The sequence below is a fragment of the Paraburkholderia sp. BGA-UO-ETr-F12 genome (genome assembly GCF_059567945.1).
In genome coordinates, this window is record NZ_JCAQOZ010000046.1 from 155631 (window position 1) to 179347 (window position 23717).

17 protein-coding genes are annotated in these 23717 nt (G+C 63.0%); 6 read left to right on the plus strand and 11 right to left on the minus strand.

Going from position 1 to position 23717, the window contains the following annotated elements; genetic code table 11:
* The 3 genes from AC57B6_RS19965 to AC57B6_RS19975 all read right to left on the minus strand — a co-directional run bounded on the left by AC57B6_RS19965 (position 1) and on the right by AC57B6_RS19975 (position 4160).
* The gene (locus AC57B6_RS19965) at positions 1 to 1170 is read right to left on the minus strand and encodes an acetate/propionate family kinase (RefSeq protein WP_496421961.1); all 1170 of its coding nucleotides are present in this window, start codon (positions 1168 to 1170) and stop codon (positions 1 to 3) included.
* A 12-nt stretch (positions 1171 to 1182) separates the two neighbouring features.
* Positions 1183 to 3576, minus strand: a complete 2394-nt coding sequence (locus AC57B6_RS19970) for a phosphoketolase family protein (protein ID WP_496421962.1) — start codon at positions 3574 to 3576, stop codon at positions 1183 to 1185.
* A 380-nt stretch (positions 3577 to 3956) separates the two neighbouring features.
* Positions 3957 to 4160, minus strand: coding sequence for a hypothetical protein (locus tag AC57B6_RS19975; protein WP_106354674.1), 204 nt, complete (start codon positions 4158 to 4160; stop codon positions 3957 to 3959).
* A gap of 472 nt (positions 4161 to 4632) precedes the next feature.
* On the opposite strand from AC57B6_RS19975, the gene AC57B6_RS19980 reads away from it, so the two are divergent.
* The gene (locus tag AC57B6_RS19980; protein ID WP_255246769.1) at positions 4633 to 4758 is read left to right on the plus strand and encodes a hypothetical protein; all 126 of its coding nucleotides are present in this window, start codon (positions 4633 to 4635) and stop codon (positions 4756 to 4758) included.
* A 37-nt stretch (positions 4759 to 4795) separates the two neighbouring features.
* On the opposite strand, the gene AC57B6_RS19985 is transcribed toward AC57B6_RS19980, so the two are convergent.
* The 4 genes from AC57B6_RS19985 to AC57B6_RS20000 all read right to left on the minus strand — a co-directional run bounded on the left by AC57B6_RS19985 (position 4796) and on the right by AC57B6_RS20000 (position 8810).
* Positions 4796 to 5500 (minus strand): HAD family hydrolase, encoded by a 705-nt coding sequence (locus AC57B6_RS19985; protein WP_183803897.1) that lies wholly within the window; start codon positions 5498 to 5500, stop codon positions 4796 to 4798.
* 15 nt (positions 5501 to 5515) lie between these two features.
* Positions 5516 to 6691 (minus strand): phosphogluconate dehydrogenase (NAD(+)-dependent, decarboxylating), encoded by a 1176-nt coding sequence (gnd, locus tag AC57B6_RS19990; RefSeq protein ID WP_496421963.1) that lies wholly within the window; start codon positions 6689 to 6691, stop codon positions 5516 to 5518.
* A gap of 302 nt (positions 6692 to 6993) precedes the next feature.
* Entirely contained in the window at positions 6994 to 8313 is a 1320-nt protein-coding gene (locus tag AC57B6_RS19995; protein ID WP_496421964.1) for a sugar efflux transporter, read from the minus strand.
* Between the two features lie 179 nt (positions 8314 to 8492).
* Entirely contained in the window at positions 8493 to 8810 is a 318-nt protein-coding gene (locus AC57B6_RS20000; RefSeq protein WP_028194531.1) for a DUF2628 domain-containing protein, read from the minus strand.
* A 220-nt stretch (positions 8811 to 9030) separates the two neighbouring features.
* Here AC57B6_RS20000 and AC57B6_RS20005 point away from each other — a divergent pair, with 220 nt between their 5' ends.
* The 4 genes from AC57B6_RS20005 (at position 9031) to AC57B6_RS20020 (ending at position 11376) form a co-directional block, all read left to right on the plus strand.
* Positions 9031 to 9447 (plus strand): MarR family winged helix-turn-helix transcriptional regulator, encoded by a 417-nt coding sequence (locus AC57B6_RS20005; protein ID WP_028194532.1) that lies wholly within the window; start codon positions 9031 to 9033, stop codon positions 9445 to 9447.
* An 80-nt stretch (positions 9448 to 9527) separates the two neighbouring features.
* Positions 9528 to 9815: a hypothetical protein gene (locus tag AC57B6_RS20010; protein ID WP_028194533.1), complete on the plus strand. Its 288-nt coding sequence runs from the start codon at positions 9528 to 9530 to the stop codon at positions 9813 to 9815.
* A 139-nt stretch (positions 9816 to 9954) separates the two neighbouring features.
* Positions 9955 to 10275 carry a thioredoxin family protein gene (locus tag AC57B6_RS20015; protein ID WP_028194534.1) on the plus strand — a complete coding sequence of 107 codons (321 nt, stop codon included), beginning with the start codon at positions 9955 to 9957 and terminating at the stop codon, positions 10273 to 10275.
* A gap of 81 nt (positions 10276 to 10356) precedes the next feature.
* Positions 10357 to 11376 carry a class I fructose-bisphosphate aldolase gene (locus AC57B6_RS20020; protein ID WP_496421965.1) on the plus strand — a complete coding sequence of 340 codons (1020 nt, stop codon included), beginning with the start codon at positions 10357 to 10359 and terminating at the stop codon, positions 11374 to 11376.
* Positions 11377 to 11401: 25 nt separating this feature from the next.
* Here AC57B6_RS20020 and AC57B6_RS20025 read toward each other — a convergent pair whose 3' ends face one another.
* The 4 genes from AC57B6_RS20025 to AC57B6_RS20040 all read right to left on the minus strand — a co-directional run bounded on the left by AC57B6_RS20025 (position 11402) and on the right by AC57B6_RS20040 (position 20887).
* Positions 11402 to 15625, minus strand: coding sequence for a CheR family methyltransferase (locus tag AC57B6_RS20025; RefSeq protein WP_081922960.1), 4224 nt, complete (start codon positions 15623 to 15625; stop codon positions 11402 to 11404).
* A gap of 143 nt (positions 15626 to 15768) precedes the next feature.
* Complete coding sequence (locus tag AC57B6_RS20030; RefSeq protein WP_454813647.1) at positions 15769 to 17922, minus strand: hybrid sensor histidine kinase/response regulator family protein; 2154 nt, start codon at positions 17920 to 17922, stop codon at positions 15769 to 15771.
* Positions 17923 to 18110: 188 nt separating this feature from the next.
* Positions 18111 to 20327 (minus strand): glycogen debranching protein GlgX, encoded by a 2217-nt coding sequence (gene glgX, locus AC57B6_RS20035; RefSeq protein ID WP_030100528.1) that lies wholly within the window; start codon positions 20325 to 20327, stop codon positions 18111 to 18113.
* A gap of 101 nt (positions 20328 to 20428) precedes the next feature.
* A complete protein-coding gene (locus AC57B6_RS20040; RefSeq protein ID WP_028194538.1) occupies positions 20429 to 20887 on the minus strand; it encodes a response regulator in 459 nt (152 codons plus the stop codon).
* Between the two features lie 504 nt (positions 20888 to 21391).
* Between AC57B6_RS20040 and AC57B6_RS20045 the strand changes: the two genes are divergently transcribed.
* Entirely contained in the window at positions 21392 to 23713 is a 2322-nt protein-coding gene (locus AC57B6_RS20045) for a hybrid sensor histidine kinase/response regulator (RefSeq protein WP_474632071.1), read from the plus strand.
* Positions 23714 to 23717 lie beyond the last annotated feature (4 nt).

The window sequence follows — 23717 nt, forward strand, 5'->3', positions numbered from 1 at the left end:
TCAACCAGCCTGCAGCAGTGCCCGGCAATGCCGTGCAATCTGCTTTTCCTCCTCGGTGTGAATCGCCCTCACCTTCCCCGCCGGATCGCCCTCCACCAGACCCATGAAAGCGAGCCCATCACAGACGCGACGGCGAATCTCCGCGCTGTGCTCGCCGATGCCGCCCGTGAACACCAGCAAGTCGATCCCGCCCAGCAAGGCCGCATAAGCGCCGATCGTCTTACGCACGGCGGTAGCAAACGCCTCCAGCGCCAGCGACGCATTCGCATCCCCCGCCGCGGCGCGCTTCTCCAGCGCCTGCATATCGCTTTCGCCATCGGCGTAACCGGCCAGACCGCTCTGGCGGTTCAACAGCGTCTCCAGTGCATCGGCATCGAGATGTTCCACGCGCATCAGATACAGCAGCACGCCTGGGTCGAGATCGCCACTGCGTGTGCCCATCGGCACGCCGCCGGTCGGCGTCAGCCCCATCGACGTATCGACGGACTTGCCGTTCTGCAGCGCACACAAACTCGAACCGTTGCCCAGATGCGCGAACACCGCTCGCGCTGGCAAATCGGCACCAAGCCGCGTGACCAGCGATTCGTACGAAAGGCCGTGAAAACCGTAGCGAATCACGCCCGCATCCAGATAGCGGCGCGGCAATGCGAGCTGCGCCGCACGCGGCGGCAGTGTCGAATGAAACGCCGTGTCGAAACAGACAAAATGTTGCGCGTCGCTGAAGATCGAGGACGCCTCGTCGATCAAGGCGAGCGCTGGCGGAATATGCAAAGGCGCGAAATGCACGGCATCCTGCAAGCGCTGGCGCACTTCCGGTGTCAAGCGCTGATGCGCCCGCAGGTGCGGGCCGCCATGCACCACCCGATGCCCCACCGCCGCCGGCCGCGGGTGCTTGTGCTCCGCAAGGACGCGCGCGAGCACCTGCAACGCGTCGGTCTGCGACTCCAGCACGCGCTCCTGCTGAACCAGCACGCGGCCGTCGGGCGACGTGATGCGCAAGCTGCCGTCACTACGGCCAATTCCTTCCGCACTGCCGGCGAGCAGCAACGATTCATCGCCGCCCGCGTGTGCAGCGTGCGCGGCGTGGGTAAACAGCCCGAACTTCAGCGACGATGAACCGCTGTTCAGCACCAGAATCGTCGGAACCCGGGTGGCGTCTTGAGTATGCATGGGCCGCCTCGCTCAGCCTTTCCATGTCCAGTTGCGGATCTCTTCCTTATCGATGCCCTCGGCATGCGCATAAGCCAGATGTTCGATGATCTGCCCACGCAGCCATTCCTTCGCATGATCGCCGACGCCGCGCAACACCGGCACACGGTCGATCACGTCGATCGCCAGCGAGAAACGGTCGACCTGGTTGATGATCGCCAGTTCGAGCGGCGTGTTGATGTTGCCTTTCTCGCGATAGCCATGCACGTGCAGATTGTCGTGGTTGGTACGGTTGTACGTGAGCTTGTGCACCAGCGACGCGTACGAATGGAAGTTGAAAATCACCGGCTTGCTGGCGGTGAACAGCGAATCGAAATCGCGGCTGGACAGGCCGTGCGGATGCGCATGTTCGGGCATCAGGCGGAACAGATCGACCACGTTGACGAAACGGATCTTCAACTCGGGAAAGTGCTCCTTAAGAATCTGCACGGCGGCGAGCGCTTCCATGGTCGCGATGTCGCCGGCGCAGGCCATCACCACGTCCGGTTCGACGCCCTGATCCGTCGACGCCCAATCCCAGATGCCGATGCCCTTGGTGCAGTGCGTGACCGCGGCCTCCATGTCGAGATACTGCAAATGCGGCTGCTTGTCGGCCACGATCACGTTGACGTAATCGCGTGAGCGCAGGCAGTGATCGGCGACGCTCAACAGGCAATTCGCGTCCGGCGGCAGGTAAATACGCACCACGTCCGGGCTTTTGTTGGTCACGACGTCGAGAAACCCCGGGTCCTGGTGCGTGAAGCCATTGTGATCCTGACGCCATACCAGCGACGTGATCAACAGATTGATCGACGGCACCGGTTGCCGCCAGCCGAGATCGCGCTTCGCTTTCTCCAGCCACTTGGCGTGCTGGTTGAACATCGAATCGATCACGTGGACAAACGCTTCATAGGTAGCGAGCAGTCCGTGCCGGCCGGTGAGCACGTAACCTTCGAACCAGCCTTCGAGCGTGTGCTCGCTCAGCATCTCCATCACGCGGCCGTCCACCGAGAGTTCGCCGCCGTCGGCGTCGCTGGCCATTGTTTCGGCCAGCCAGGTTTTCTCGGAGGCCTTGTAGATGGCGGTCAGCTTGTTGCTGGCGGTTTCGTCCGGGCCAAACACGCGGAAGTTCGTCATATTGTTGCGCATCACGTCGCGCAGAAACGTGCCGAGCACCTCGGTGGGCGACGTGTACGAACCAGCGGGCTTTTTCACCGCCACCGCGTAATCGCGAAACGCCGGCAGGTCAAGCGTCTTGCACAGCGAGCCGCCGTTCGCATGCGGATTGGCGCTGATGCGGCGCGTGCCTTCGGGAGCGAGCTCGCGCAATTCCTCGACCAGCCGCCCTGCTTCGTCGAATAGCGACTCCGGCTCGTAGCTGCGCAGCCAGTTCTCGACGAGCTTGAGGCTCTTGCTGTTCGTGACCGGATCGAGCACCGGCACCTGGTGCGCGCGCCACGAGCCTTCCACCTGATGACCGTCGACTTCCTTCGGCCCGGTCCAGCCTTTCGGCGAGCGCAGCACGATCATCGGCCAGCGTGGCCGCGCCGCGTCATTGGACTCGCGCGCGTGCTGCTGGATGGCGCGGATTTCGCCGACGCATTGCTCGAGCGTCGCGGCCATCTGCTGATGCATGGTTTCCGGATCGTCGCCTTCGACGAAATACGGTTTGTGGCCGTAGCCGATCAGTAAGGCTTCGAGCTCCTCGCGGGGAATTCGCGCGAGGATCGTCGGATTGGCGATCTTGTAGCCGTTCAGATGCAGAACCGGCAGCACCGCGCCGTCGCGAATCGGGTTGAGAAACTTGTTCGAGTGCCAGGAGGTGGCGAGCGGTCCGGTTTCCGCTTCGCCGTCGCCGATCATCACCGCGACGGTCAGGTCGGGGTTGTCGAACGCGGCGCCGTAACCATGCGACAGGCTGTAGCCAAGCTCGCCGCCTTCGTGAATCGAGCCTGGTGTTTCGGGCGTGCAATGCGAACCGATGCCGCCCGGAAACGAGAACTGCCGGAAGAAGCGCCGCATGCCGGCTTCGTCCTCGCTGCGGTCAGGATAGATTTCCGAGTAATGGCCCTCGAGGTAGCTGTGGGCCAGCGTGGCAGGCGCGCCATGACCGGGCCCCGCGAGATAGATCACGTTCAGATCGAGCTTCCTGATCAGGCGGTTCAGATGCACCAGCAGGAAACTTTGCCCCGGGTCCGAGCCCCAATGGCCCAGCAGGCGGTTCTTGATGTGTTCGGGTTTGAGTGGTTCGCGCAACAGCGGGTTGTCGCGCAGGTAGATCATGCCGGCCGAGAGGTAGTTGCAGGCGCGCCAGTAGCGGTCCATCTTGCGCAACGTGTCGGGGTCGAGGGTGGTCGGCGGGGTGGGACGGGAGGTTGCTTCGGCCATGGCGTCGCTCCTTGAAAAGGACTGTCAGGCAGGTTAGCGGGTGCTGCAGCGATTGTTCGTGACGCGGCCGATGAAGAAAACCCGCAACGCCAGCCGATCTGTCATGCGCATGACATAACGCGGAGGGATCGGCAAAGGTCCGTTGCTTACGGTTTTTGGGAATGTGGCCGGGAATCGTCAGGGATGTGACAGGAAGCGCGCGTCATGGTTCGACGCGATTGTCCAACGTCTGATCTTGCGACGGATGTGCGTCGCTTTTGTGTATGCGCGGTGTATGCGCGGTGTATGTGTGAACAGGAAGCATCGCGCGTGGAGCGGCCGATCCGATTGCCGGCCCGAACACCGGCCGGCGCCGGTTCGCTGCTATCCAGCCGGACGCTTTACGCCTGCTCTTTCTCTTTGCGTTGAGGTGGCTGGTAGCGCCATTTGCTGGCATTGGGATCGTTGCGCGCGTCGTCGCGTTCGCGTTGTTCGGCGCGGGCTTCGTCGGCCCGGCCGAGTTCGGTGCGCCGGTCGCGTACGGCGCCTGGCGAATCGGCCTGACGCAACGGCGACGGTGAACGCCGCTGAGAAGGTAGTGACATACAGCCTCCCTTTTCGAGGATGTGGGGCGAATCAGTGTTTTTTTCCTGTCCAGCGGCGGTCCGGGCGACGCAGGAGACGAAGCTCACGCAGGTACAGTGAAGCGCCGAACATCAACGCCATGCCACCCACGATGCCGAGGATTGCCGATACCATGATTTCCCCTTGGCGGGCCCGGCCGCCGCGCGCCGTTTGATCGCCGGCGACGTGGAGATGGGCACCCGGTTGAGCGCGCGGCTGATTCTGAACCAACCTAACAAAAATGCACGCCAAGCAAGGATCATGCGCTCAATTGGCCGCCGTGTCTGTAAGCCATTGTGCAGCCGGGCCGTTGGCGTGCCAGGGACTGCTGCTCTTGCGCTAGACTTTAAGCGCACATTAAGTGAAGGCGCTTAAGCTTCGCGTGCCAAATGCGCTATGGCGGATCGCATCTGCCGCGTCCTCTACTGCTCGCCCCTCCTCTAGACGGTCACCATGTCGACAACCAGCCGCTTCAAAACGCCCCTGATTCTTGTTCTGTCGATCGTGCTGTTGTGCGCCGGCGTTGCCGTCCTGGTAGGCGTTTTCGGCTTGCTGGTTAAACTGTTCGGCGTTGGCTAGCACGCCACCGGCTGGACCGGCCCTAACGGGAGACAAGCTAGGCACCCCCTGCTGTCCCTCCGCGCAGCAGCATATCGATGTCGATATCGGCCAGTTCCCCAATCCTCTCGATCGTCACGTCCGCGGGCGGATTGCTGGAAATCTCTTTGGGATCGAAAGCGTAATGTCCCTGGCGAGGAAAGACCGTGGTCAGCCGCTCGCCCCAGGCCTTCTTCATCGCCGTCAGAATCCTTAGCTTGTCATCCACCATCACGTACTGCCGGGCCGGATAACATTCCATCACCTGATCGAGCATCTGCTCCTTATGGATGTAGATCAAAACCCGGCCCTCGACCTCGTCCCATAAGCCCGAGCGGGCAATCTTGCGCGGCTGGAACACCACGTCGCCGTCGGACAGAATCACCGACGGGCCGTATCTGGAAACATGTTTGATCGTATCCAGCGCCCCCGGATACAGCCGGTTCGCAAACGGATAATCGATCAGGAACGACGACATCAGCAGCAGACGCGTGTCCCGCGGATGCTCCAGCCGGTAGCGCTGCAACGCCCCAAGGTAATCGGCGTAGCCCAACTCCGCGCGCAAGCCTTCGAAAATTTCCCAGTAGCGCGCGCTGTTCTGTTCGCCAAACTCGCGCACCATATGCGCGCGCAAATCCGCCAGCACATGATCGTTGTCCAGCAAGGTGTTATCGCAATCGAACAGGAACACGACATCGTGAGACGTGGCGTTAGCGGTTTCCATAACGGCTCCCGTGAATTAGCTCTTATGCCCGTCGACCGGCGTGGCCGCTTTTTCAACGTGGCCGCCGAAGTCGTGCCGCATCGCCGATAACACCCGGTTCGCAAAGTCCGCGTCACCCCGCGAACTGAAACGCGCGAATAGCGCGGCGCTCAGCACCGGTGTCGGCACGCCTTCGTCGATTGCCGCCGCGACGGTCCAGCGCCCTTCGCCCGAATCTGATACGCGTCCTGCATAGCTTTGCAGATCGGCGTCGCCGGCCAGCGATCCCGCTATCAGGTCCAACAGCCACGAACCGATCACGCTGCCGCGCCGCCAGACCTCGGCGACCTCGGCGAGATCCAGGTCGTATTGGTAAAGCTCGGGACGGCCCAGCGGCGATGTTTCGGCATCGGCTTCGCGCGCGTGTTTGCCGGCGTCGGCATGGCGCAGAATGTTCAGGCCTTCGGCATACGCGGCCATCATGCCGTATTCGATACCGTTGTGAACCATCTTCACAAAGTGCCCCGCGCCCTGCGGGCCGCAATGCAGGAAGCCCTGATCCGCGGTGCTGGCGCCGGCTGCGCGGCCCGGCGTGGCGGGCGCGGCGCCCGCACCCGGCGCGAGGGTCGAGAAAATCGGCTCGAGCCGCTTCACGACTTCGGCCTCGCCGCCGATCATCAGACAGTAGCCGCGCTCACGTCCCGCGACGCCGCCGCTGGTGCCGACGTCGACATAGTGAAGCTGACGCTTCGCCAGTTCGGCGCCGCGGCGAATGTCGTCGTGGTAATAGGAGTTGCCGCCGTCGATCACGATGTCGCCGGGTTCGAGCAAGGGCACGAGCTTGTCGAGCGTCTGGTCGACCACCGCGGCGGGCACCATCAGCCACACCGCGCGCGGTTTTTGCAATTGCGCGACCAGATCTTCAAGCGACGCGGCACCTGCCACGCCTTCCTGCTTCAGCTTGTCCACTGCGGCCGGCTGTACGTCGTAAGCGATGCATTGCTGACCGCCCTTCGTCAGGCGGCGCACCATGTCCGCGCCCATGCGTCCCAATCCAATCATGCCTAGCTGCATATCTCGCTCCGGAAAATGTCTCGTTGCGCGTTCCGATCTGGTTCGGCGTGCCGGGGTCTTACCGCACGTTCCGTGCGCGGTAAGCGACTTTCCTAACTGTAGTTGCTGTAGTTGCGTTTTGCGTGATCCGACGGACACACGGTAGCAGCCCCGGACCGTCCTTGCAGCGAATCGGGCCCCGCATGCGTCAAACGACGATACGCTTCTTTGCAGAGGTTTTGCGCAAGCTAAAGTTCCGGGCGTGGATCGGTAAGACGCCGTCGTCGTGAGGCAGGCTTCGATTTTGCCAACGATCCTCTTACACTTTCATTGAGCGCTAAAACACTAAAGGACCGGAGCACTGGAGCACCAAAGCGCGATCGCGTCGCGACCACCCTCGCAGCATTGGAGCAGTGAGGGCGACACCGGACGTGCGCAGAGGTGGCTGTACGACTGGAGTCTCAACGCCGCCGTGCCTGAACCTTCCGGTGCTGCGTGCGCGCAAAACGCCGCACCGCACGCCACATCTGCGGATAGCGCTCACCCGGCACGGCGAACAGCACCAACGCGCACAGCGCCAGCAAACCGCAGAACAGGAACGTGCCGCGATAGCTGAATGCCTCCACCAGCAAACCGGACAGCACGCCGGAGAGAATCGAACCGACCCGCGCCGCGTTGAAGAACAATGCGGTCGCGCGGCCGGGCGACTGCGGCATCAGGTCCTGCACATAGGTCATGCCCAGGCACGAGGTCACCGCGACGACGAAGGCGTTGAGTATCTGCATCGGGATCAGCACGTGGACGCTGCCCGCCAGCGACATCGCCACGAAATACACCGCATGCACCGCCGCGCAGGCGCCCAGCCAGTTTGGCTTGTGCAGCGTTGACGACTTCGCGCCGAGCGCGAGCATCATCGGAATCTCCGTCAAGGCGCCGAGGCCAAGCATGACCGACACGTCCAGATGCGTGCCGCTTAAGCCATGCACGATGTAAAGCGGCAGCACGATCATGGTGGCGTTCGCGGCGAGTCCGAGTAAGGTCAGCGCGGCTACGGCCCGGCGAATGTCGTTCGGCGAAGCAACACCCGGCAGGTCCTCGTGCGCATCTTCACCGGGCGCGATCAGCGGTGGGACCGTAATCGAGGCTGACGGCTCGGCGGCCGTGTCTTCCACCGTGTGATCGCCCAGATGGCCTTGCGGCTCCCGCATGCGCCAGACGATGCTCGCGCAGGCCGCGAAACTCGCTGCCGCGAACAGGAAGAGCCCATAGAAGCCGGCGCCGGCGAGCACCAGTGCCCCCACCGACGGGCCGAACACCCACGCCGCCGACAGAATGGTCCGCAAGGTGGCGCTGGCGAAGGCGCGCTCCGCGGCACTCGATACCGGCAGCGCCGCGCGGCTGAACGAAAACACCAGCGACATGGCCGAGCCGCCCGCGCCGATAAAGACAATGCCGACTATCAGCAATAGCCGGTAGTCACGCACCACGCATAAACACAGATAGCCCAGTGTGGTCGCCACCAGTGCTGCCAGCAGCAATGGCCGGTGCCGTCCGCTCGCATCGCTCCAGCGGCCGGCGAAGGTGCTGGCGAGCACCCCGCTGGCGGCGATCAGCGTCATGAAGAGGCCGAGCCTGAGCGGCGTCATGCCGGCGCGTTCAACGCCGAATAGCGACAGATAAGGCGCGGTGAACGACATCGCCACGCCGAGCATCAGGGTCGCGGCGGCCAGTGGCTTGAAGCCCGGGATGTGCAGCAGGTCGAAAAAACGGGAGGTTTTCAACGCAAGTAGCGGTGGGTCAGAGCAACAGGTTCGCGACGCGTGACGCAAACCGCGGGTTTCATGGCCGGAACAACCGGAGGATTATCGGCTTGGCTTGCGGGAACGTAAACCTGTGCGCCTCACATCCCAAATTCGGGACACAAAAGATCGCGGCGGGAAAGCTGACGCCACCGGCACCGTTACCTCCCCTCGCCCGTCTGCTGCATGACTACGTAGCCACGCTTCTCGAGCGTCCAGCGATGCCACTGGTTGCCGTAGACACCGCAGGCAACACCGAACAGCACGGACAGCACCAATCCGATCGTGCCGATCGTGTCGCCCCATAAGCCACTGAGAAACAGTATCGTGCTGACACCCAGCATAACGAAAGCGGCAAACCACATTCTCTTCGACATCGCCCAGACGAAGCCCAGCAGCAACGCGCCCCAGCTGAAGCCCGTGGCGACCGCGACAACGTCGTCCTGCCCGGGGCGCTGAAGATAGATCCTTTCTGCCATGTCCTTTCCTGAATGCGATGATGCGGCTAGAGCGAATCATGACGTTTAACATGTCACGCTGGCAAGCATATGCGCCTGCGTGAAATCTTCGGGACGCCGCAGCCGCCGGCCGTTCGCAGGCCGCCCTTGAAGTAGCTCAACGCAGCGCAACTGCTGCCGCTCGATTCGCGCCGTCAAATTTTAGTTGCCTTGCTAACCATATTGCGTTTCAATAGCAGCCATGTTCGATCACTGCCTTTACTTCAATTCGTCCGCCTTGTCGCGGCTCGTCGAGCGCGAATGGGGCGCCGCGTACGCCGGCTTCGGGTTGACGCCGCCGCAGGGTTTCGTGCTGCGCGTGGTCCTTGCCACGCCCGGTTGTCTGAGCAGCCAGGTGGCCGATCTGCTGGGCATCGCGCGCCCTACCGTGACGCGGCTGATCGACAACCTGAACGACAAGGGGCTGGTGGAGCGCCGTCAAGGCGAAACCGATGGCCGCGAATGGCGGGTGTATGCCACCCGCGCGGGTAAGGCGCTTGAGCGGCCCATCAACGAAGCCAGCGCGCAAATAGCGAAGAATCTGCGCGCCAGGGTGGGCCCGGAGTTGTTCGAAGCGGCCGTTGCATCCATGCATGACGTGCGTAAGGCGCTGGGATGAGGTGCCTCGTCAAGGCGCCTCGGCATGGCGCTTTTTTACCAGATAGTTGTCTTGCTAACCATATACGGAGAGAAAATCGAATGAACCATCTGGCGAGTCAGCGCGGCACCGCAACGGGTAGGGTCACAGCAAGCGTGTCAGGCGGCACGCGAGTCGCGGCGAACTGGATATTCGGCGCCGCGATCGGGTTGTCGCTTTGTATCCTGTTGGGCATTGCGATTGCCTGCGCGCCCGCAGCGGTGCGCAGCAACAACGAGCGCTGCTTGCAAGCGCTCGCGAACGAGCAGCATGTCAGCGTCGAGGACTTTTTTCAGAACCCCGCCAAACAGGACGCTTTGGCCCTCGCGGCGGAGCAATGCGCGCGATGACGGCTTTGCGTCGCATTGCGTTGCCCTCGCCACTGACGATCCCGGCCATAGCTGATACTCTTTACCTAATCCACCCACGGCAGCGTCGCGCGCGAGCGCAAATCGCTGTCTGCGAAGGGAAAAAAGTATCGGAGCATTTATGGCAAGCCCAATCCCCTATTCTCCGCACGCGCCCTCCCGAGCGGAGATCGACGCCCTGCCGGGCGCCACGGTTATAGAATTCGGCACGAACTGGTGTGGTTTCTGCCAGGGCGCGCAAGCGTCGATCGCCAAGGCTTTCGAGCCTCATGCCGGCGTCCGGCATCTCAAGGTCGAAGACGGGCCGGGGCGCCCACTTGGCCGCTCCTTCAAGGTCAAACTCTGGCCCACGCTGGTCTTCATGCGCGACGGCGCCGAGGTCGCACGCATCGTGCGCCCAACCAGCGCCGCGGATATCGCCAGCGCTTTCGCTTCACTTTGATGCAGGAATTCGTCCGCAACCCGGACTAAAGAACGCACACCAGGGACGCACATCAGCAAAGACACCAAGGGAGCACACCTCATGGACACCCGTAGCGAGCTGCAAGCCACCGTCAATGCAATGGTCCAACCCGGCAAAGGTCTTCTCGCCGCCGACGAAAGCGGTCCGACCATCGCTAAACGCTTCAAGACCATCGGCCTCCAATCCAGCGAGGAAAACCGCCGCGCTTACCGCAACCTGCTGCTCACCACGCCGGGGCTCGGCGCCTTCATAAGCGGCGTGATCCTGTACGAAGAAACACTCGGCCAGAAAGCGGACGACAGCACACCGTTTCCGCAACTTGCCGCCAGCAACGGCATCGTGCCCGGCATCAAGGTGGACCTCGGCAAGGTTGCGCTCGCACTCGCGCCCGGTGACGAAATCACCGAAGGCCTCGACGGTCTCGCCAGGCGCTTCGTCGACTATAAACGGCAAGGCGCGCGCTTCGCGAAATGGCGCGCGGTCTACAACATCACCGCGAGCCTGCCGAGCCGCCTTGCCATCGAAGCCAATGCCGACTCGCTCGCGCGCTATGCGGCAATCTCGCAGGAAGCGGGCATTGTGCCGATCGTGGAACCGGAAGTGCTGATGGACGGTGACCACACGATCGGACGCAGCGCGGAAGTAACCGAAGCCGTTCTGCACGAAGTCTTTCACGCGCTGCACCGGCACCGCGTGGTGCTCGAACACATCCTGCTGAAACCGAGCATGGTGCTGGCGGGCGCCGAGCATGCGCAGCAATCGTCGGTTGCCGATATCGCCACGCACACCGTGCGGGTACTCAAGCGCACGGTGCCGTCGGCGGTGCCCGGGATCGTGTTCCTGTCCGGCGGCCAGACGCCGGAAGAGGCAACCGCCAATCTCGATGCGATGAATCGCCTCGGGCCGCTGCCGTGGAATCTGAGCTTCTCATATGGCCGGGCGCTGCAGGAACCGCCGCTGCAAGCCTGGCGAGGCCAGCCGGGCAACGTCAAGGAAGCGCAGGCCGCCTTGCTCAAGCGCGCCCGTCTGAACAGCGCGGCGGCGCTCGGCAAGTATGACGCGGCGCAGGAAAAGGGCTAGCCTCGACGTGCCTGAGCCCCGGTCTCTACGGCTGCTCACGATTCGCGGTGGTGGCGCGCGCAATCTTGTCGAGCAGCGCCTGCAGCGAAACCGGCTTGCCGAGATGGCCGTCATAGCCGGCGCGGATCGCCCGCGTGGCGTCCTGCGGCCGGCCGAAGCCCGTTAGCGCAAGCGCCGGCACCGAGGCGGTGGCGGGCAGCTTGCGCAGCGCGGCGATCAGTTCGTAGCCGTCCATGCCGGGCATGCCGATATCCGAGAGGATCAGATCGAACGGCTGGCGGCCGGCAACGGCCAGTGCGTCAGCGCCATTGGCCTGAGGCCAGACTTGCGCGCCTTCGAGTTCGAGCAGGCTTTGGAACGCCTGCAGACTTTCCACGGCATCGTCGATCAATAGTATCCGCATGCCTTTGAGCAAGCTGACGTCTCCTGGCATCTCGCGGGTTTCGGGCTGCGCCACCGTACTGTCGGCCGGCAGCCAGACGCGAAACCGCGCGCCCTTGCCGAGGCCCGCGGATTCCGCCTGCACATGGCCGCCATGCATCTCGGCCAGTTGCTTGACGAGCGCGAGCCCGATTCCCAAGCCACCGCTATGGCGCCGATGCGCGCCTTCGGCCTGGCTGAACATATCGAATACGTTCGGCAGAAAGCCCGCTTCGATACCGCGCCCGGTATCCTGGACCTCGATGCAGGCATGACCGTCTTCACGCGAGAGGGTCAGGCTCACCTGCCCGCCCTGCGGCGTAAACTTCACGGCATTGCTCACGAGATTCCACAGAATCTGTTCGAAGCGCACGGGATCGACGTCGATAAAGAACGGCTCGGCCAGGCCGTGCACCGTCACGCTTACGTGATGTGCCAGCGCATCGGCTTCGATCGCGCTGCTCACCTGCGCCGTGATTGCCGCAATGTCCACGCGCGAACGCTCCAGCGCCAGTTTGCCGGTGCGCACGCGCGACAGATCGAGCAGATCGTCGATGATCTTCGCGAGGCTGATCACCGAACGGCGAATCGCATCGGCCGCGTCGCGCACCACGGGCAGTCCCTGCGTCGACGGTGCGCGGTCCAGCATGTCCGCCTTCACGTGGATCAGGTTCAGCGGGTTCTTCAGTTCGTGCGATAGCACCGCGAGGAATTCGTCCTTCAGCCGGCTGGCCGCTTCCACCTTCTGGCGCATCGAGCGTTCAAGAGAAATCTTGCGCTGCTCGAGTGCCTCAGTGCCTTTACGCTGTGTCAGATCGCGCACGATCTTCGCAAAGCCGCTGAAGTTATCCGATGCAACCGGCGTGATCACGCCGCTGCAATAAAGCCGCGTGCCGCTTTTGTGAACGTACCAGCGCTCGTCTTCGGCCCGGCCGTCGTTGCGAGCGCGCTGCCGCTCGGCAAGCGGTTCGTCGGCTTCGCGCTCTTCCGGCAGATAGAGCCGGTCGAGCAACTGGCCGACCATCTCGCTCTCGCTGTAACCGAAAATCCGCTCCGCGCCCTTGTTCCAGGTGACCACGCGGCCATCCAGATCCTGCACGACGATCGCGAAGTCGTTGGTGCTTTGCGCGGCGAGATGCAGGCGCGCTTCGCTCTGGCGCACCAGCTGCTCGGCGCGCCGCAATGCTGTGATGTCGACGATGGTCAGCACCGCGCCGTCGATATGATCGTCGGTAGTACGGTACGGCGACAGGCGCGTCAGGAAATGGCGGCCGTCGACGCCGCGAATCTCACGCTCGATCAGTTGCAGCGAGTCGAAAACAGTGGCCGTGTCGTCGGCCAATTGCGGGTAGTCGAGCCGGTGCGTAATGTCGTGCAGCGGGCGCCCCACGTCGGAGGGAATCACGTTGAACAGCTCCGTCGCGGCCGGCGTATAGCGCTTGATGCGCATCTCGCGATCGACGAATACCGTCGCGATGCCGGTCGAGGCGATCACGTTCTGCAGATCGTCTTTGGCCTTGCCGGTTTCCTCGATCTTCGCCTGCAACTCCGCGTTGACGGTAAACAGTTCCTCGTTCAACGACTGCAGCTCTTCCTTGCTGGTCTCGAGCTCTTCGGTGGCCGCGCGTAATTCCTCGTTGATCGCCTGCAATTCCTCGTTCGACGCTTTCAGCTCTTCGGTCGACGCTTCCGATTGCTCGACCGTGGAGCGCAACTCCTGCTTCGTGCGGTGCAGTTCGTCTTCGAGGTGGCCCAGCAGTGAATCCTGCGCGGCTGGTCCGCTCGGCTGAATGGCGGGCACGGCGGTCCCGGCCGCGCTCTCTTCGAACAGCACCAGCGCGAATTCCGGTGCATCTTCGGCACGCCGGTACGGGCGCACGATAATTCGCACCTGCGCCTCGGACGTGAATTCGATCGGCGCGGTCACGACCTCGCTGTTGCCGCGCATCGCCTGAAACAGCGCACCGCGCAGTTGCAGGCGCAAAGCCGGGTTCGCCAGCATGATCAGGTTATACGACGGTTCGCCGCGCACGAAACGCAGGAAACGGCCGGCGTGCTCGGACATATGCAGGATGTTCGCGTCCGTATCGACCACGACGCTCGGCGGCGCATAGAGCTCGAGAATGCGCTGATGCAAGGCCGAAAACGGCAGGCTCTGCGGCAGCGGCGGCGTGGGACCGGCGCTCGCCGTGGCAGCCGTGCCGCCGCTTTGCACGACCGGCATGCTGATCGGCGGGCGCACCGCGCTGGTCACCGCGTTGGCCCGGTAGATGCGGTTTTTCTTGTCGACCGGCGTGAACAGATCGCCTGCAGCCTCCGCGGATTCCGAACTGCCGAGCAGCAGATAGCCGCCGGGTTGCAACGCGAAGTGAAACATTTGCAGCACCTGGCTCTGCACGCTGCGATCGAGGTAGATCAGCAGATTGCGGCACGACACCAGGTCGACGCGCGAAAACGGCGGGTCGCGCAGCACGTTGTGCACGGCGAACAGCACCTTTTCGCGGATAGCCTTGGTCACACGAAAGTGCGAGCGCTCCGGCATGAAGAAGTGGCGCAGGCGCTGCGCGGAGACGTCAGCGGTAATTGACTCGGGATAGATGCCGGCGCGTGCGAAAGCAATCGCGCGCTCATCGATATCGGTCGCGAACAACTGGACCGGTATGCCCTCCTGACGCTCAGGATGATCGGCGAGCAGCATGGCGAGCGAATAGGCTTCTTCTCCGGTCGCGCAGCCGGCGATCCAGGCACGCACCGGATCGTCCTGCGATTTCTTCTGGAACAGCTTGGGCACGATCTCGTGCTCGACCACCTCGAAGGTTTCACGATCGCGAAAGAAATTGGTCACGCCGATCAGCATGTCCTTGAGCAACGCCGGGGTTTCTTCGGGATGGGTGAGGACGTAGTCCTGGTACGTCTGCAGATCGGCAATACCGTTGACCTGCAGACGGCGTTCGATACGCCGCAGGATCGTGGCACGCTTGTAGTGACGGAAATCGTGGCCGGTGCGTGCGCGCAAGGTGGCGAGCACACCTAGCAAAGCCCGCTCGGCGGTGGACACGGGATCGGGCTGCGCGGCGGCCAGCGTTTCGGGTTCGTCTTCGGCGGGCGGCAAGCGGATCGCGCGGGCGTTGTCGGCCAGTTCACGCAGCTTGCGCGGCATCTGCGCGGCCGGCAGCGAGAGGTCGACCATACCGGTGGCAATCGCGTTCTGCGGCATTTCCGGGTATTCGGCATCCGCCGGTTCTTGCGCGATAGTCAGACCGCCCTGCTCCTTGATGCGGCCGATGCCGGTCGCGCCGTCCGCGCCCGTACCCGACAGCACGATGGCAATCGCGCGTTCGCGGTGGGTGTCGGCGAGGCTGCGGAAAAACAGGTCGATGGCGATCGGGCGGGCGCGCGGCCGGCCGGCTTCGACGGGAGTCAGATGGCCGTCGTCGAGCGACAGATCGTTCGACGGTGAAATGACATAGACGTGATTTTTTTCGACCTGGACGGGGTGCTGCACCTGCAGCACCGGCATGTCGGTAGCGTGCTGCAGAACCTGGTCCGCGCTGCTCGCATGGTCGGGCGAGAGATGCAGCACGACCACGAATGCCATGCCCATGTCGGGCGTGGCATTCTCGAAGAAACGCAGCAGTGCCTGCACGCCGCCGGCGGACGCACCGATGCCCACCACTGGAAAATCGAGCGAACGGGTCTCCGGGCCAGGCGTGCGCGCCGCCGAGACGTCCGCGCTGTCGGTATTCGTTGCTGCGTTGTCAGTTTGCGTGTCCGTTGGCGCGATTGATTGCGTGTTTGCCGGAGACGCCCCTGTTTCACTACCCGCCATACCCATCCCTTGTGCGCTACGCCGCGTGACGGCGCCCGCGCAGTCTTGCAGCGTCAGGCCTTCGCCGCTTTCTCACGGCTTCTTCCCGCATTGTCGCGTGTGTTGCGCCGCATTGCAAAGACCGGTGCCCGGCGGGCTCAGTCTTACGGTTCGCAAACCACCAGGGCGTGCAGTTCGTCGATATTGAAGGGTTTGGCAAGTATCGCCACGCCGAGGCGGCGCGCCCGCTCGAGTTCGTCCGCGTAGCCTGTCATCAGCGCGATCTTCTGCGCGGGCCAGGCGCTGCGCACCTTCTCAGCAAGATCGATGCCGTTGAGCCTGCCCGGCATCTGGATGTCGGACAGCACGAGTTCGAATGTCGCGCCGCCGTTCAGCAGATCGAGCGCCTGGTCGGCGGTCGGTTCGTGGTGCACTTCGCAGCCAAAGGTCTCCAGCACGGCGGCGACGCCGGCCGCCACGTCTTCGTTATCTTCCACCAGCAGCACCACGCCTTTTGACGCCGGCGCTGGCTCCAGTGTCGTTTCCACCTCCGGCACCAGGGCTTTTTGCCGTTCGCGATAGCGCGGCAAGTAAAGTCTGACCGTCGTGCCGCGGCCCGGCACGCTGTCGATTTTGGCCGTGCCGCCGGCCTGCTCGCACATGGCGAGAACCTGGGCGAGGCCGAGACCGGTGCCCGAGCCGCGCAGCTTGGTCGTAAAGAGCGGCTCGAACGCGCGACGGACAACCGTATCGGGCATGCCCTCGCCGTCGTCGGAACAGGTGATCAGCACATATTCGCCGTCCGGCAGCAAGGTGTCGCTGCCCACCAGGCGGTTATTCTGGCAACGGATCACGAAGCGCCCGCCGCGCGGCATCGCATCGCGGGCGTTGACCGCCAGATTCATGATCGCGAATTCGAGGTCGGTCGGATCGGCCAGCACCGGCCAGATGTTGTCGACCATGTTCAACGCAAATTCGATGTTGTCGCCGAGCGATGCGTCGATCAGCGGCGCGGCGTTCGGCAGCCACGTGGCAAGGTCGACCGGCTGCTGTTTGAGCGGCTGCTTCTTCGCCACGCTCAGGAGCTGCCGGGTCAACGATTCCGCCGTGGCGGTGGCGCGTTCGATGGCTTGCACCTCTTTTTCGAGGCTGTTGTAACGCTTCAAACGCGCAAGCTCGGTGTTGGCCGACACCACCATCAGCAGATTGTTGAAGTCATGCGCGACGTTGGCGACCAGATTGCCGAGCGCGCCCATCCGCTGCAATTGCCGGGTCGATGCCTCCGCGGAAAGACGCATGGCCACTTCCCCTTGCCAGCGCTCCCACGCGCGGCGCTCGTCGGCGAGCTGGCGTAACGAGAAAAACACCAGCAGCCAGATCGCGAGGCAAGGCACGGCCGTGATCCCCGCGATCACCATGAAGTGCTGGCGCCATGCGTCGGCGATCGCGGCCGTCGCGTAGGCGCTCATCACATAGAGCGGATAGTCGCCGACCCGGCGAAAAGCCAGCAGCCGTTCGACGCCGTCGACCGAGGAGGTCAGACGAATGTGGCCGAACAACTGCTTGTCGCGCAACGCCGCGCTAAACGCGCTGTGCGGGGTCGGCTTGGCGCCCTTGGGCCACGGGGGATAGCGCACCAGCAGACTGGCGTCCTGGCGGTACAGCCCCAACGAGAGCGACGGATCGCCATTCGTCAGATCGCGATAGAAGCGCGAAAAGTACTCGGTGCGCAGCGCCACGGACACCACGCCGAGGAATTGCCCGTTCTCGCCGGAACGGCCAATCGACGTATTGAACACATTGGTCTGCGACAGCGGCCCGAACATCGGCTGGGAAAAGTACGGCTGCGGCCGCATCGCCTTGGCGGTAACGAAGTCGTCGCGTTGGCTCGTCGACATGACAGGCGCCGGATAAGCGCGGCTCGACACCAGCAGATCGCCGTTCGCACCGAGCAGGTAAATCGACGCGACTTGCGGAAAGTCGCCGCCGATTTGCCGCAACCGGTCGTGCAGGCTGGCTTCCTGCATACGAATCCGCGTGTCGTCGTCATTGCCTAGCAGATCGACAATGCGCGAAGCCATCTGCTGGTTGAGGTCCAACACTTTGACGGCCTGCTCCTCGGCCACGCGCGCGAGCCGGTCGATCACGTCGTTCGAGTCGGCAATCCGGCGCTGGTAGTCGAAATAGCCATAACCCGCCAGACAGGTCAGCGGGAACACAATCGACACGGCAAGCACGATCAGCAGCACGCGCCGCGTCGCCGCGAAATTACGCGACGGCATGGGGAAGTCGATTGCGGCACGCTCCGCACGTTGCACGGTCACGATCTCCATGAAAAATGAGTGGTCGGGTGGCAGTGCACAACGCCCCCACGTTGTTCGTGCGCTATTTCCTTTCCACGGAATTTACCGCACTTCCGCCGTTCTCCATAGGGTGCCGGGCCGTGAAAACGTTACACGCGCCGCGGCAGGGATTACAACCGGCTCACGCGAAAGCCACGCCTCGCTCACGTGCCGGCGGGCTGTTCGCCTTCGTCGCTGGTCAATTGTTCTTCCAGACGTTCGAACACGCGCTGGGTTGCGCGGCTCGGCGCGTCGAGTGCGAACAGCAGCAGGGATCGGCCGGTTACCTGATAGGCATCGCCCGCGCTGAATTGTGGCAACTCCGGGCGCACCGGCATGTTCGTATCCAGCAGACAGGTCCACTGATCGCCTTCGGGAATATCCGGCAGCGTGAAATTGACCACGTCGTGATGGGCATTGAGCACCAGCAGCAAGGTCGCATCGGACGCGGGACGCCGGATGCCGCTCGCCTGCGCGCGCCCGTCGATCACGAGGCCGAAGCAGCGCATTGCCGGGTCGTCCCACTGCTCCTGCGAAAGATCGGTACCGTCGGGCGAAAGCCAGCGCGCGTCGGTCACCTCGAGCGCCTCGTTGAATTCGCCGGTGAGAAAGCGTCCGCGACGCAATACCGGCAGACGGTGACGCAGCGTGGTCAGATTCTTGACGAACTCGGTCAACGCGCGTCCGTCGTCGTCGATGCCTTCCCAATCGACCCAACTGATCTCGTTGTCCTGGCAATATGCATTGTTATTGCCCTTTTGCGTGCGGCCAAACTCGTCGCCCGCAAGAATCATCGGCGTGCCTTGCGAGAGCAGCAGCGTAGCCAGCAGATTGCGCTTCTGACGCTCGCGTTGCTGGCGGATTTCCGGATCGTCGGTCGGGCCTTCGACACCCATGTTCCACGACTTGTTGTCCGAGTGGCCGTCCTGGTTGTTCTCGCCGTTGGCCTCATTGTGTTTGTCGTTGTACGAGACCAGGTCGTTGAGCGTGAACCCGTCGTGCGCGCTGATGAAGTTGACGCTCGCCCATGGCCGCCGGCCGCGATGGTTGAACTTGTCGCCGGAACCGGTCAGGCGTGTCGCGAGATCGGGCACCTTGCCTTCATCGCCCTTCCAGTACTCGCGCACCGTGTCGCGGAAACGGTCGTTCCATTCGGCCCATCCCGGTGGGAAGCCGCCTACCTGATAGCCGCCGGGGCCGCAGTCCCAAGGCTCGGCAACCAGCCGCACACTCGAGAGCACCGGGTCTTGCCGGCAACTGTCGAGAAAGCCGCCGCCTTCGTCGAAACCGTGCGCTTCGCGGCCGAGAATCGTGGCAAGGTCGAAACGGAAACCATCCACCTTCATCTCGGTCACCCAGTAGCGCAGACTGTCGGTCACCATTTGCAGCACGCGTGGATGAGACAGATTGAGCGTATTGCCCGTGCCGGTGTCGTTGATGTAATAGCGCGGCTCGTCAGGCATCAGGCGATAGTAAGACGCGTTGTCGATGCCTTTGAAAGAAATCGTCGGGCCGCGCTCGTTGCCTTCGGCAGTGTGGTTGTAGACCACGTCGAGAACGACTTCGAGGTTCGCGTTATGAAAACGGTCCACCATTTCCTTGAATTCGCCGACCGGGTCGCTCGACGACGCGAAATAGCGCGGATCGGCCGCGAAGAAGCCGATCGTGTTGTAGCCCCAGTAGTTGGTGAGCCCCTTGTCGAGCAGGTAGCTGTCGTTGACGAAGGTCTGAACCGGCATCAATTCGACCGAGGTGACGCCGAGCCCCTTGATGTAATCGAGCACGACCTGCTGGCCAAGCCCCGCGAAGGTGCCGCGCAGATTTTCCGGTACGCCGGGGTGGCGTTTGGTAAAACCGCGCACATGGGTCTCATAGAAGATCACGCGCTCCCAGGGCAGCGCATTGCGTTCCGGATGACTCCACGAAAAATTGGCGTCCACCACCTTGCACTTCGGCACGAAGGGGGCGCTATCCCGCTCGTCGAATGACAGGTCGCCCTCTTCCGAATCCAGCGTATAACCGAAGATTTCCGGCGCCCACTTCAGCTCGCCGATATGCGCTTTGGCGTAGGGATCGAGTAAAAGTTTGTTCGGATTGAAGCGATGTCCATTTTCCGGCTCGTAAGGACCGTGGACCCGGTAACCGTACACCGCACCCGGTTTCAGACCTGGCACGAACACGTGCCAGACCTCGTCGGTGTACTCCGGCAGTTCGATGCGTTCGATTTCCGTCTCGCCGGTTTCATCGAACAGACACAGTTCGACCCGGGTTGCGTGCGCTGAAAACAGCGCGAAATTGACACCGCTTCCGTTCCACGTCGCGCCGAGCGGGAACGGTGTGCCTTCCGCGATGCGCGTCGAATAGCTGGTCTGGGATGACATAGGGATTCCTGTGGAAGCTGAGAATGCCGCACATGTGTTTGGCATGCGCAAGCTTGCTGCTCCAGCAAATTCCGGACCCAGACACCGCTTAGGCGTAAATTTTATGGTGGCCCGAGCGCAGGCATCGCGGCAGCCGATTCGAGCACGCGCAAGAGACGCTCCGGCGTCAGGGGTTTGGCACAATGCGCGTCGAAACCCGCTGCTTTGGCACGCGCCCGGTCGGCGCGTGAAGAAAATGCCGTACAGGCCACCAGCAGCATGTCCGAAGTCAACGGATCGGCGCGCAGGCGGCGCGCCAGTTCGAAGCCGTCGAGACCCGGCATCTTGATGTCGAGCAGAACCGCGAACGGCCGCCATTCACAGGCCGCCTCGCAAACGGCAAACGGGTCTTCAAGCGCGCGGCACTCGAAACCGTCGGCAGCCAGGAGCATTTGCAGCGCTTCAGCCGCTTCCCGGTAATCGTCGACCACGAGCACGCGACGGTTCGAAGCCATCGCATACGGGATGGGCCGCCAAACCACAACGTCATCGTTCTCGTCCATTCTGTTGTCGAACGTCACCTCATTCTCCCTGGTCTGCGCTGCCGCTTCCTGTTTCGTCAACATAGCTCACCGGGCGCGCTGCCGCTTCCTGATTTATGCTGTCTTGACTCGCCCCGATACATCGTGCGCAAGCGCGGGTTGTTGTGCGGAAAGATCGATGAAACGCCCTTCCGCCGTGCATATCGTGCTGATTACGTGCATTGCGCATAACTTTGCATTCACTTCGACATCATTATCCCGCTGTATACGGACGGATATAGTCCGCTCGGGTTGGGGAAAACACTCAAACTTCGGTAACATTCCCTATTCGCGCCGGGCCCTGGAGTATTTACCGCCATATTTACCGCAGTATTTATCGCTTACCCTGGCCCACTGGCAGGTCACAGGATTCGATCATGAGCTTCAGCAAATACAACGACATAAAGATTTGCGCTAGCGGCAAGCGGACCATGGTGCCGGCGCATGGCGCTGGCTGCAATCCGTGCATGCCCCGTAGCGCCGAGCCGCTGAGCCCATAAGACGATGCAGAGCGCGTACCGTCCGCTGCCCTCCTCCGATGCGCTTTTCGAGCATGCCGCCTGCGGCCTGCTCGTGACCACTCCCGATGGCTGGATCCTGCGTGTCAACACCACCTTTTGCACATGGCTTGGCTATAGCGCGGCGGAACTCGCCGAGGCGAAGTCTATTCAGGATCTGCTGACTACCGAGGGCAAGGTGTTCTACCGGACGCACTGGTCGCCGCTGCTGCACAAACAAGGCTCAGTGGCCGAGGTCAAACTGAACATGCTGCATCGGGACGGCCACGTCGTGCCGATGCTGCTTAACGCAGTGAGCCGCCGCCATGGCGAAAGCAGCTACGTCGAAGTGGCGGCGCTGATCGTCGCGGATCGTCATAAGTACGAGCAGGAATTGCTGCTTGCGCGCCGCAACGCGGAAGCTTCCCTCGCCGGGCATCAGCTCGCGCAGAAAGCTTTGCAGGAAAGCCGTGACGTGCTGAGTCTCGCCATGCGCGGGGCGCGCATGGGTGCGTGGTCGCATGAGCCGGAATCGGGCAAATTCTGGTGGAGCCGCGAACTGGAAGCGCTCGCGGGCTATGCCGAGGGACGTTTTGCAAAAATGCCCGAGGGCTTTTTCGAACTGATCCACCCCGGCGACCTTAGCGCGCTCAAGCAGGCGGTCGACCTTGCCGTGGCAAACGGCGATGATTACGTTGCCGAATTCCGCTTCCTGCATGCGAGCGGCGACTGGTGCTGGATGGAAGGCCGCGGCCGCGCCACCTACGACCAGCACGGCGAGCCGCTGACGATCTACGGTCTCGGCATCGACATTACCGGGCGCAAGGACGCGCAGACCGTGCTGTTGCGTCAGGCTGCCATTTTCGAGCATCTGAGCGACGCGATCGTCATCACCGATCTGCGCGGCAACATCACCGATTTCAACGCCGGCGGCGAGCGCATGCTGGGTTACCGGAGGCGTGAAATTCTCGGCAAGCCAATTGCAATGTTCAATCTGCCGGAAGACGCATTGCGCATTCGCCGGGAAGCGCTCGCCGCCCTCGCCGCCGAGGGCACGTGGCGCAGCGAACTGGTTTTCGTGCGACGCGACCGCACTCACGGCGTCTGCGAAACGGTCGTCAAACCGCTGGCGAACGCGCGCGGCGACATCTATGGCGCAGTTAGCGTAAGCCGCGACATCACCGGGCGCAGACGTGCCGAACAGCAACTGCAACGCCTGAACCTGGAACTCTCGAAGGCGGACCGCCGCAAGGACGAATTTCTCGCCACGCTCGCACATGAGTTGCGCAACCCGCTCGCGCCGATGCGCAACGTGCTCGAAATCCTGCGTCTGAAAGATTTTGCCGACCCGCAGCTAAGCTGGTCGCGCGACGTATTCGAGCGGCAATTGCAACACATGACGCATCTGGTCGACGACCTGCTGGAAGTGTCGCGCATCACGCAGGGCAAGCTCGAATTGCGCAAACAGCGGCTCGAACTCGCCCGCGCGATGCAGGCGGCCATGGAAGCGGCGCGGCCCACCGTGCAGGCCTCGGCGCATCATCTGAGCGTGACCTTGCCGCGCGAGGCGCTCTATCTCGACGCCGATCCCACACGGCTGTCGCAGATGATCCTGAACCTGTTGAACAATGCCGCCAAGTACACGCCGCCAGGCGGCGACATTTCGCTCGCCGCATCGCGCGAAGGCGATGAAGCGGTGATCGTAGTGCGCGATTCAGGCATCGGTATTCCGCGCGAGCATCTGAACAGCGTGTTCGAAATGTTCTCGCAACTCGCCCCTGCGCTGGACCGCTCGCAGGGCGGCCTCGGCATCGGTCTCGCGCTGGTGCGCGGCCTCGCCGAACTGCACGGCGGCACCGTGGCCGCATTCAGCAACGGTCCGGGCAGCGGCAGCGAGTTCGTGATCCGTCTGCCCTTGTCGAAAGCGATCCCACAGCCTTCCGATAGCGCGCTGCTCGATGTACCGCGCTCGCAGGGCTTGCGTGTGGTGATCGTCGACGACAATGCGGACGCCGCCGATAGTCTCGCCATGGTGCTCGAACTCGAAGGCCACGAGGTTCGCACAGCCGGTGACGGTATCGCCGGGCTGCAACTGATCGGCGAATTCGCCCCGCATGCGGTGATTCTCGACATCGGCTTGCCGCGCCTGAACGGCTATGAAGTGGCGCGCCGCGTTCGCAGCGATTATCACGATGCCGGCATGCTGCTGATCGCCGTCACCGGTTGGGGCCAGCAGCAGGACAAGCAGACCGCCGAAGCGGCCGGCTTCGACCATCATTTCACCAAGCCGGTCGATCCGCGCGAATTGCAGCGGGTATTGAGGCGCTGACCCG

Coding starts and splice junctions, on each gene's coding strand:
- AC57B6_RS19965 (WP_496421961.1), bottom strand. CDS start 1,170: ATGCATACTCAAGACGCCACCCGGGTTCCGACGATTCTGGTGCTGAAC.
- AC57B6_RS19970 (WP_496421962.1), bottom strand. CDS start 3,576: ATGGCCGAAGCAACCTCCCGTCCCACCCCGCCGACCACCCTCGACCCC.
- AC57B6_RS19975 (WP_106354674.1), bottom strand. CDS start 4,160: ATGTCACTACCTTCTCAGCGGCGTTCACCGTCGCCGTTGCGTCAGGCC.
- AC57B6_RS19980 (WP_255246769.1), top strand. CDS start 4,633: ATGTCGACAACCAGCCGCTTCAAAACGCCCCTGATTCTTGTTCTGTCG.
- AC57B6_RS19985 (WP_183803897.1), bottom strand. CDS start 5,500: ATGGAAACCGCTAACGCCACGTCTCACGATGTCGTGTTCCTGTTCGAT.
- AC57B6_RS20000 (WP_028194531.1), bottom strand. CDS start 8,810: ATGGCAGAAAGGATCTATCTTCAGCGCCCCGGGCAGGACGACGTTGTC.
- AC57B6_RS20005 (WP_028194532.1), top strand. CDS start 9,031: ATGTTCGATCACTGCCTTTACTTCAATTCGTCCGCCTTGTCGCGGCTC.
- AC57B6_RS20010 (WP_028194533.1), top strand. CDS start 9,528: ATGAACCATCTGGCGAGTCAGCGCGGCACCGCAACGGGTAGGGTCACA.
- AC57B6_RS20015 (WP_028194534.1), top strand. CDS start 9,955: ATGGCAAGCCCAATCCCCTATTCTCCGCACGCGCCCTCCCGAGCGGAG.
- AC57B6_RS20020 (WP_496421965.1), top strand. CDS start 10,357: ATGGACACCCGTAGCGAGCTGCAAGCCACCGTCAATGCAATGGTCCAA.
- AC57B6_RS20025 (WP_081922960.1), bottom strand. CDS start 15,625: ATGGCGGGTAGTGAAACAGGGGCGTCTCCGGCAAACACGCAATCAATC.
- glgX (WP_030100528.1), bottom strand. CDS start 20,327: ATGTCATCCCAGACCAGCTATTCGACGCGCATCGCGGAAGGCACACCG.
- AC57B6_RS20045 (WP_474632071.1), top strand. CDS start 21,392: ATGCAGAGCGCGTACCGTCCGCTGCCCTCCTCCGATGCGCTTTTCGAG.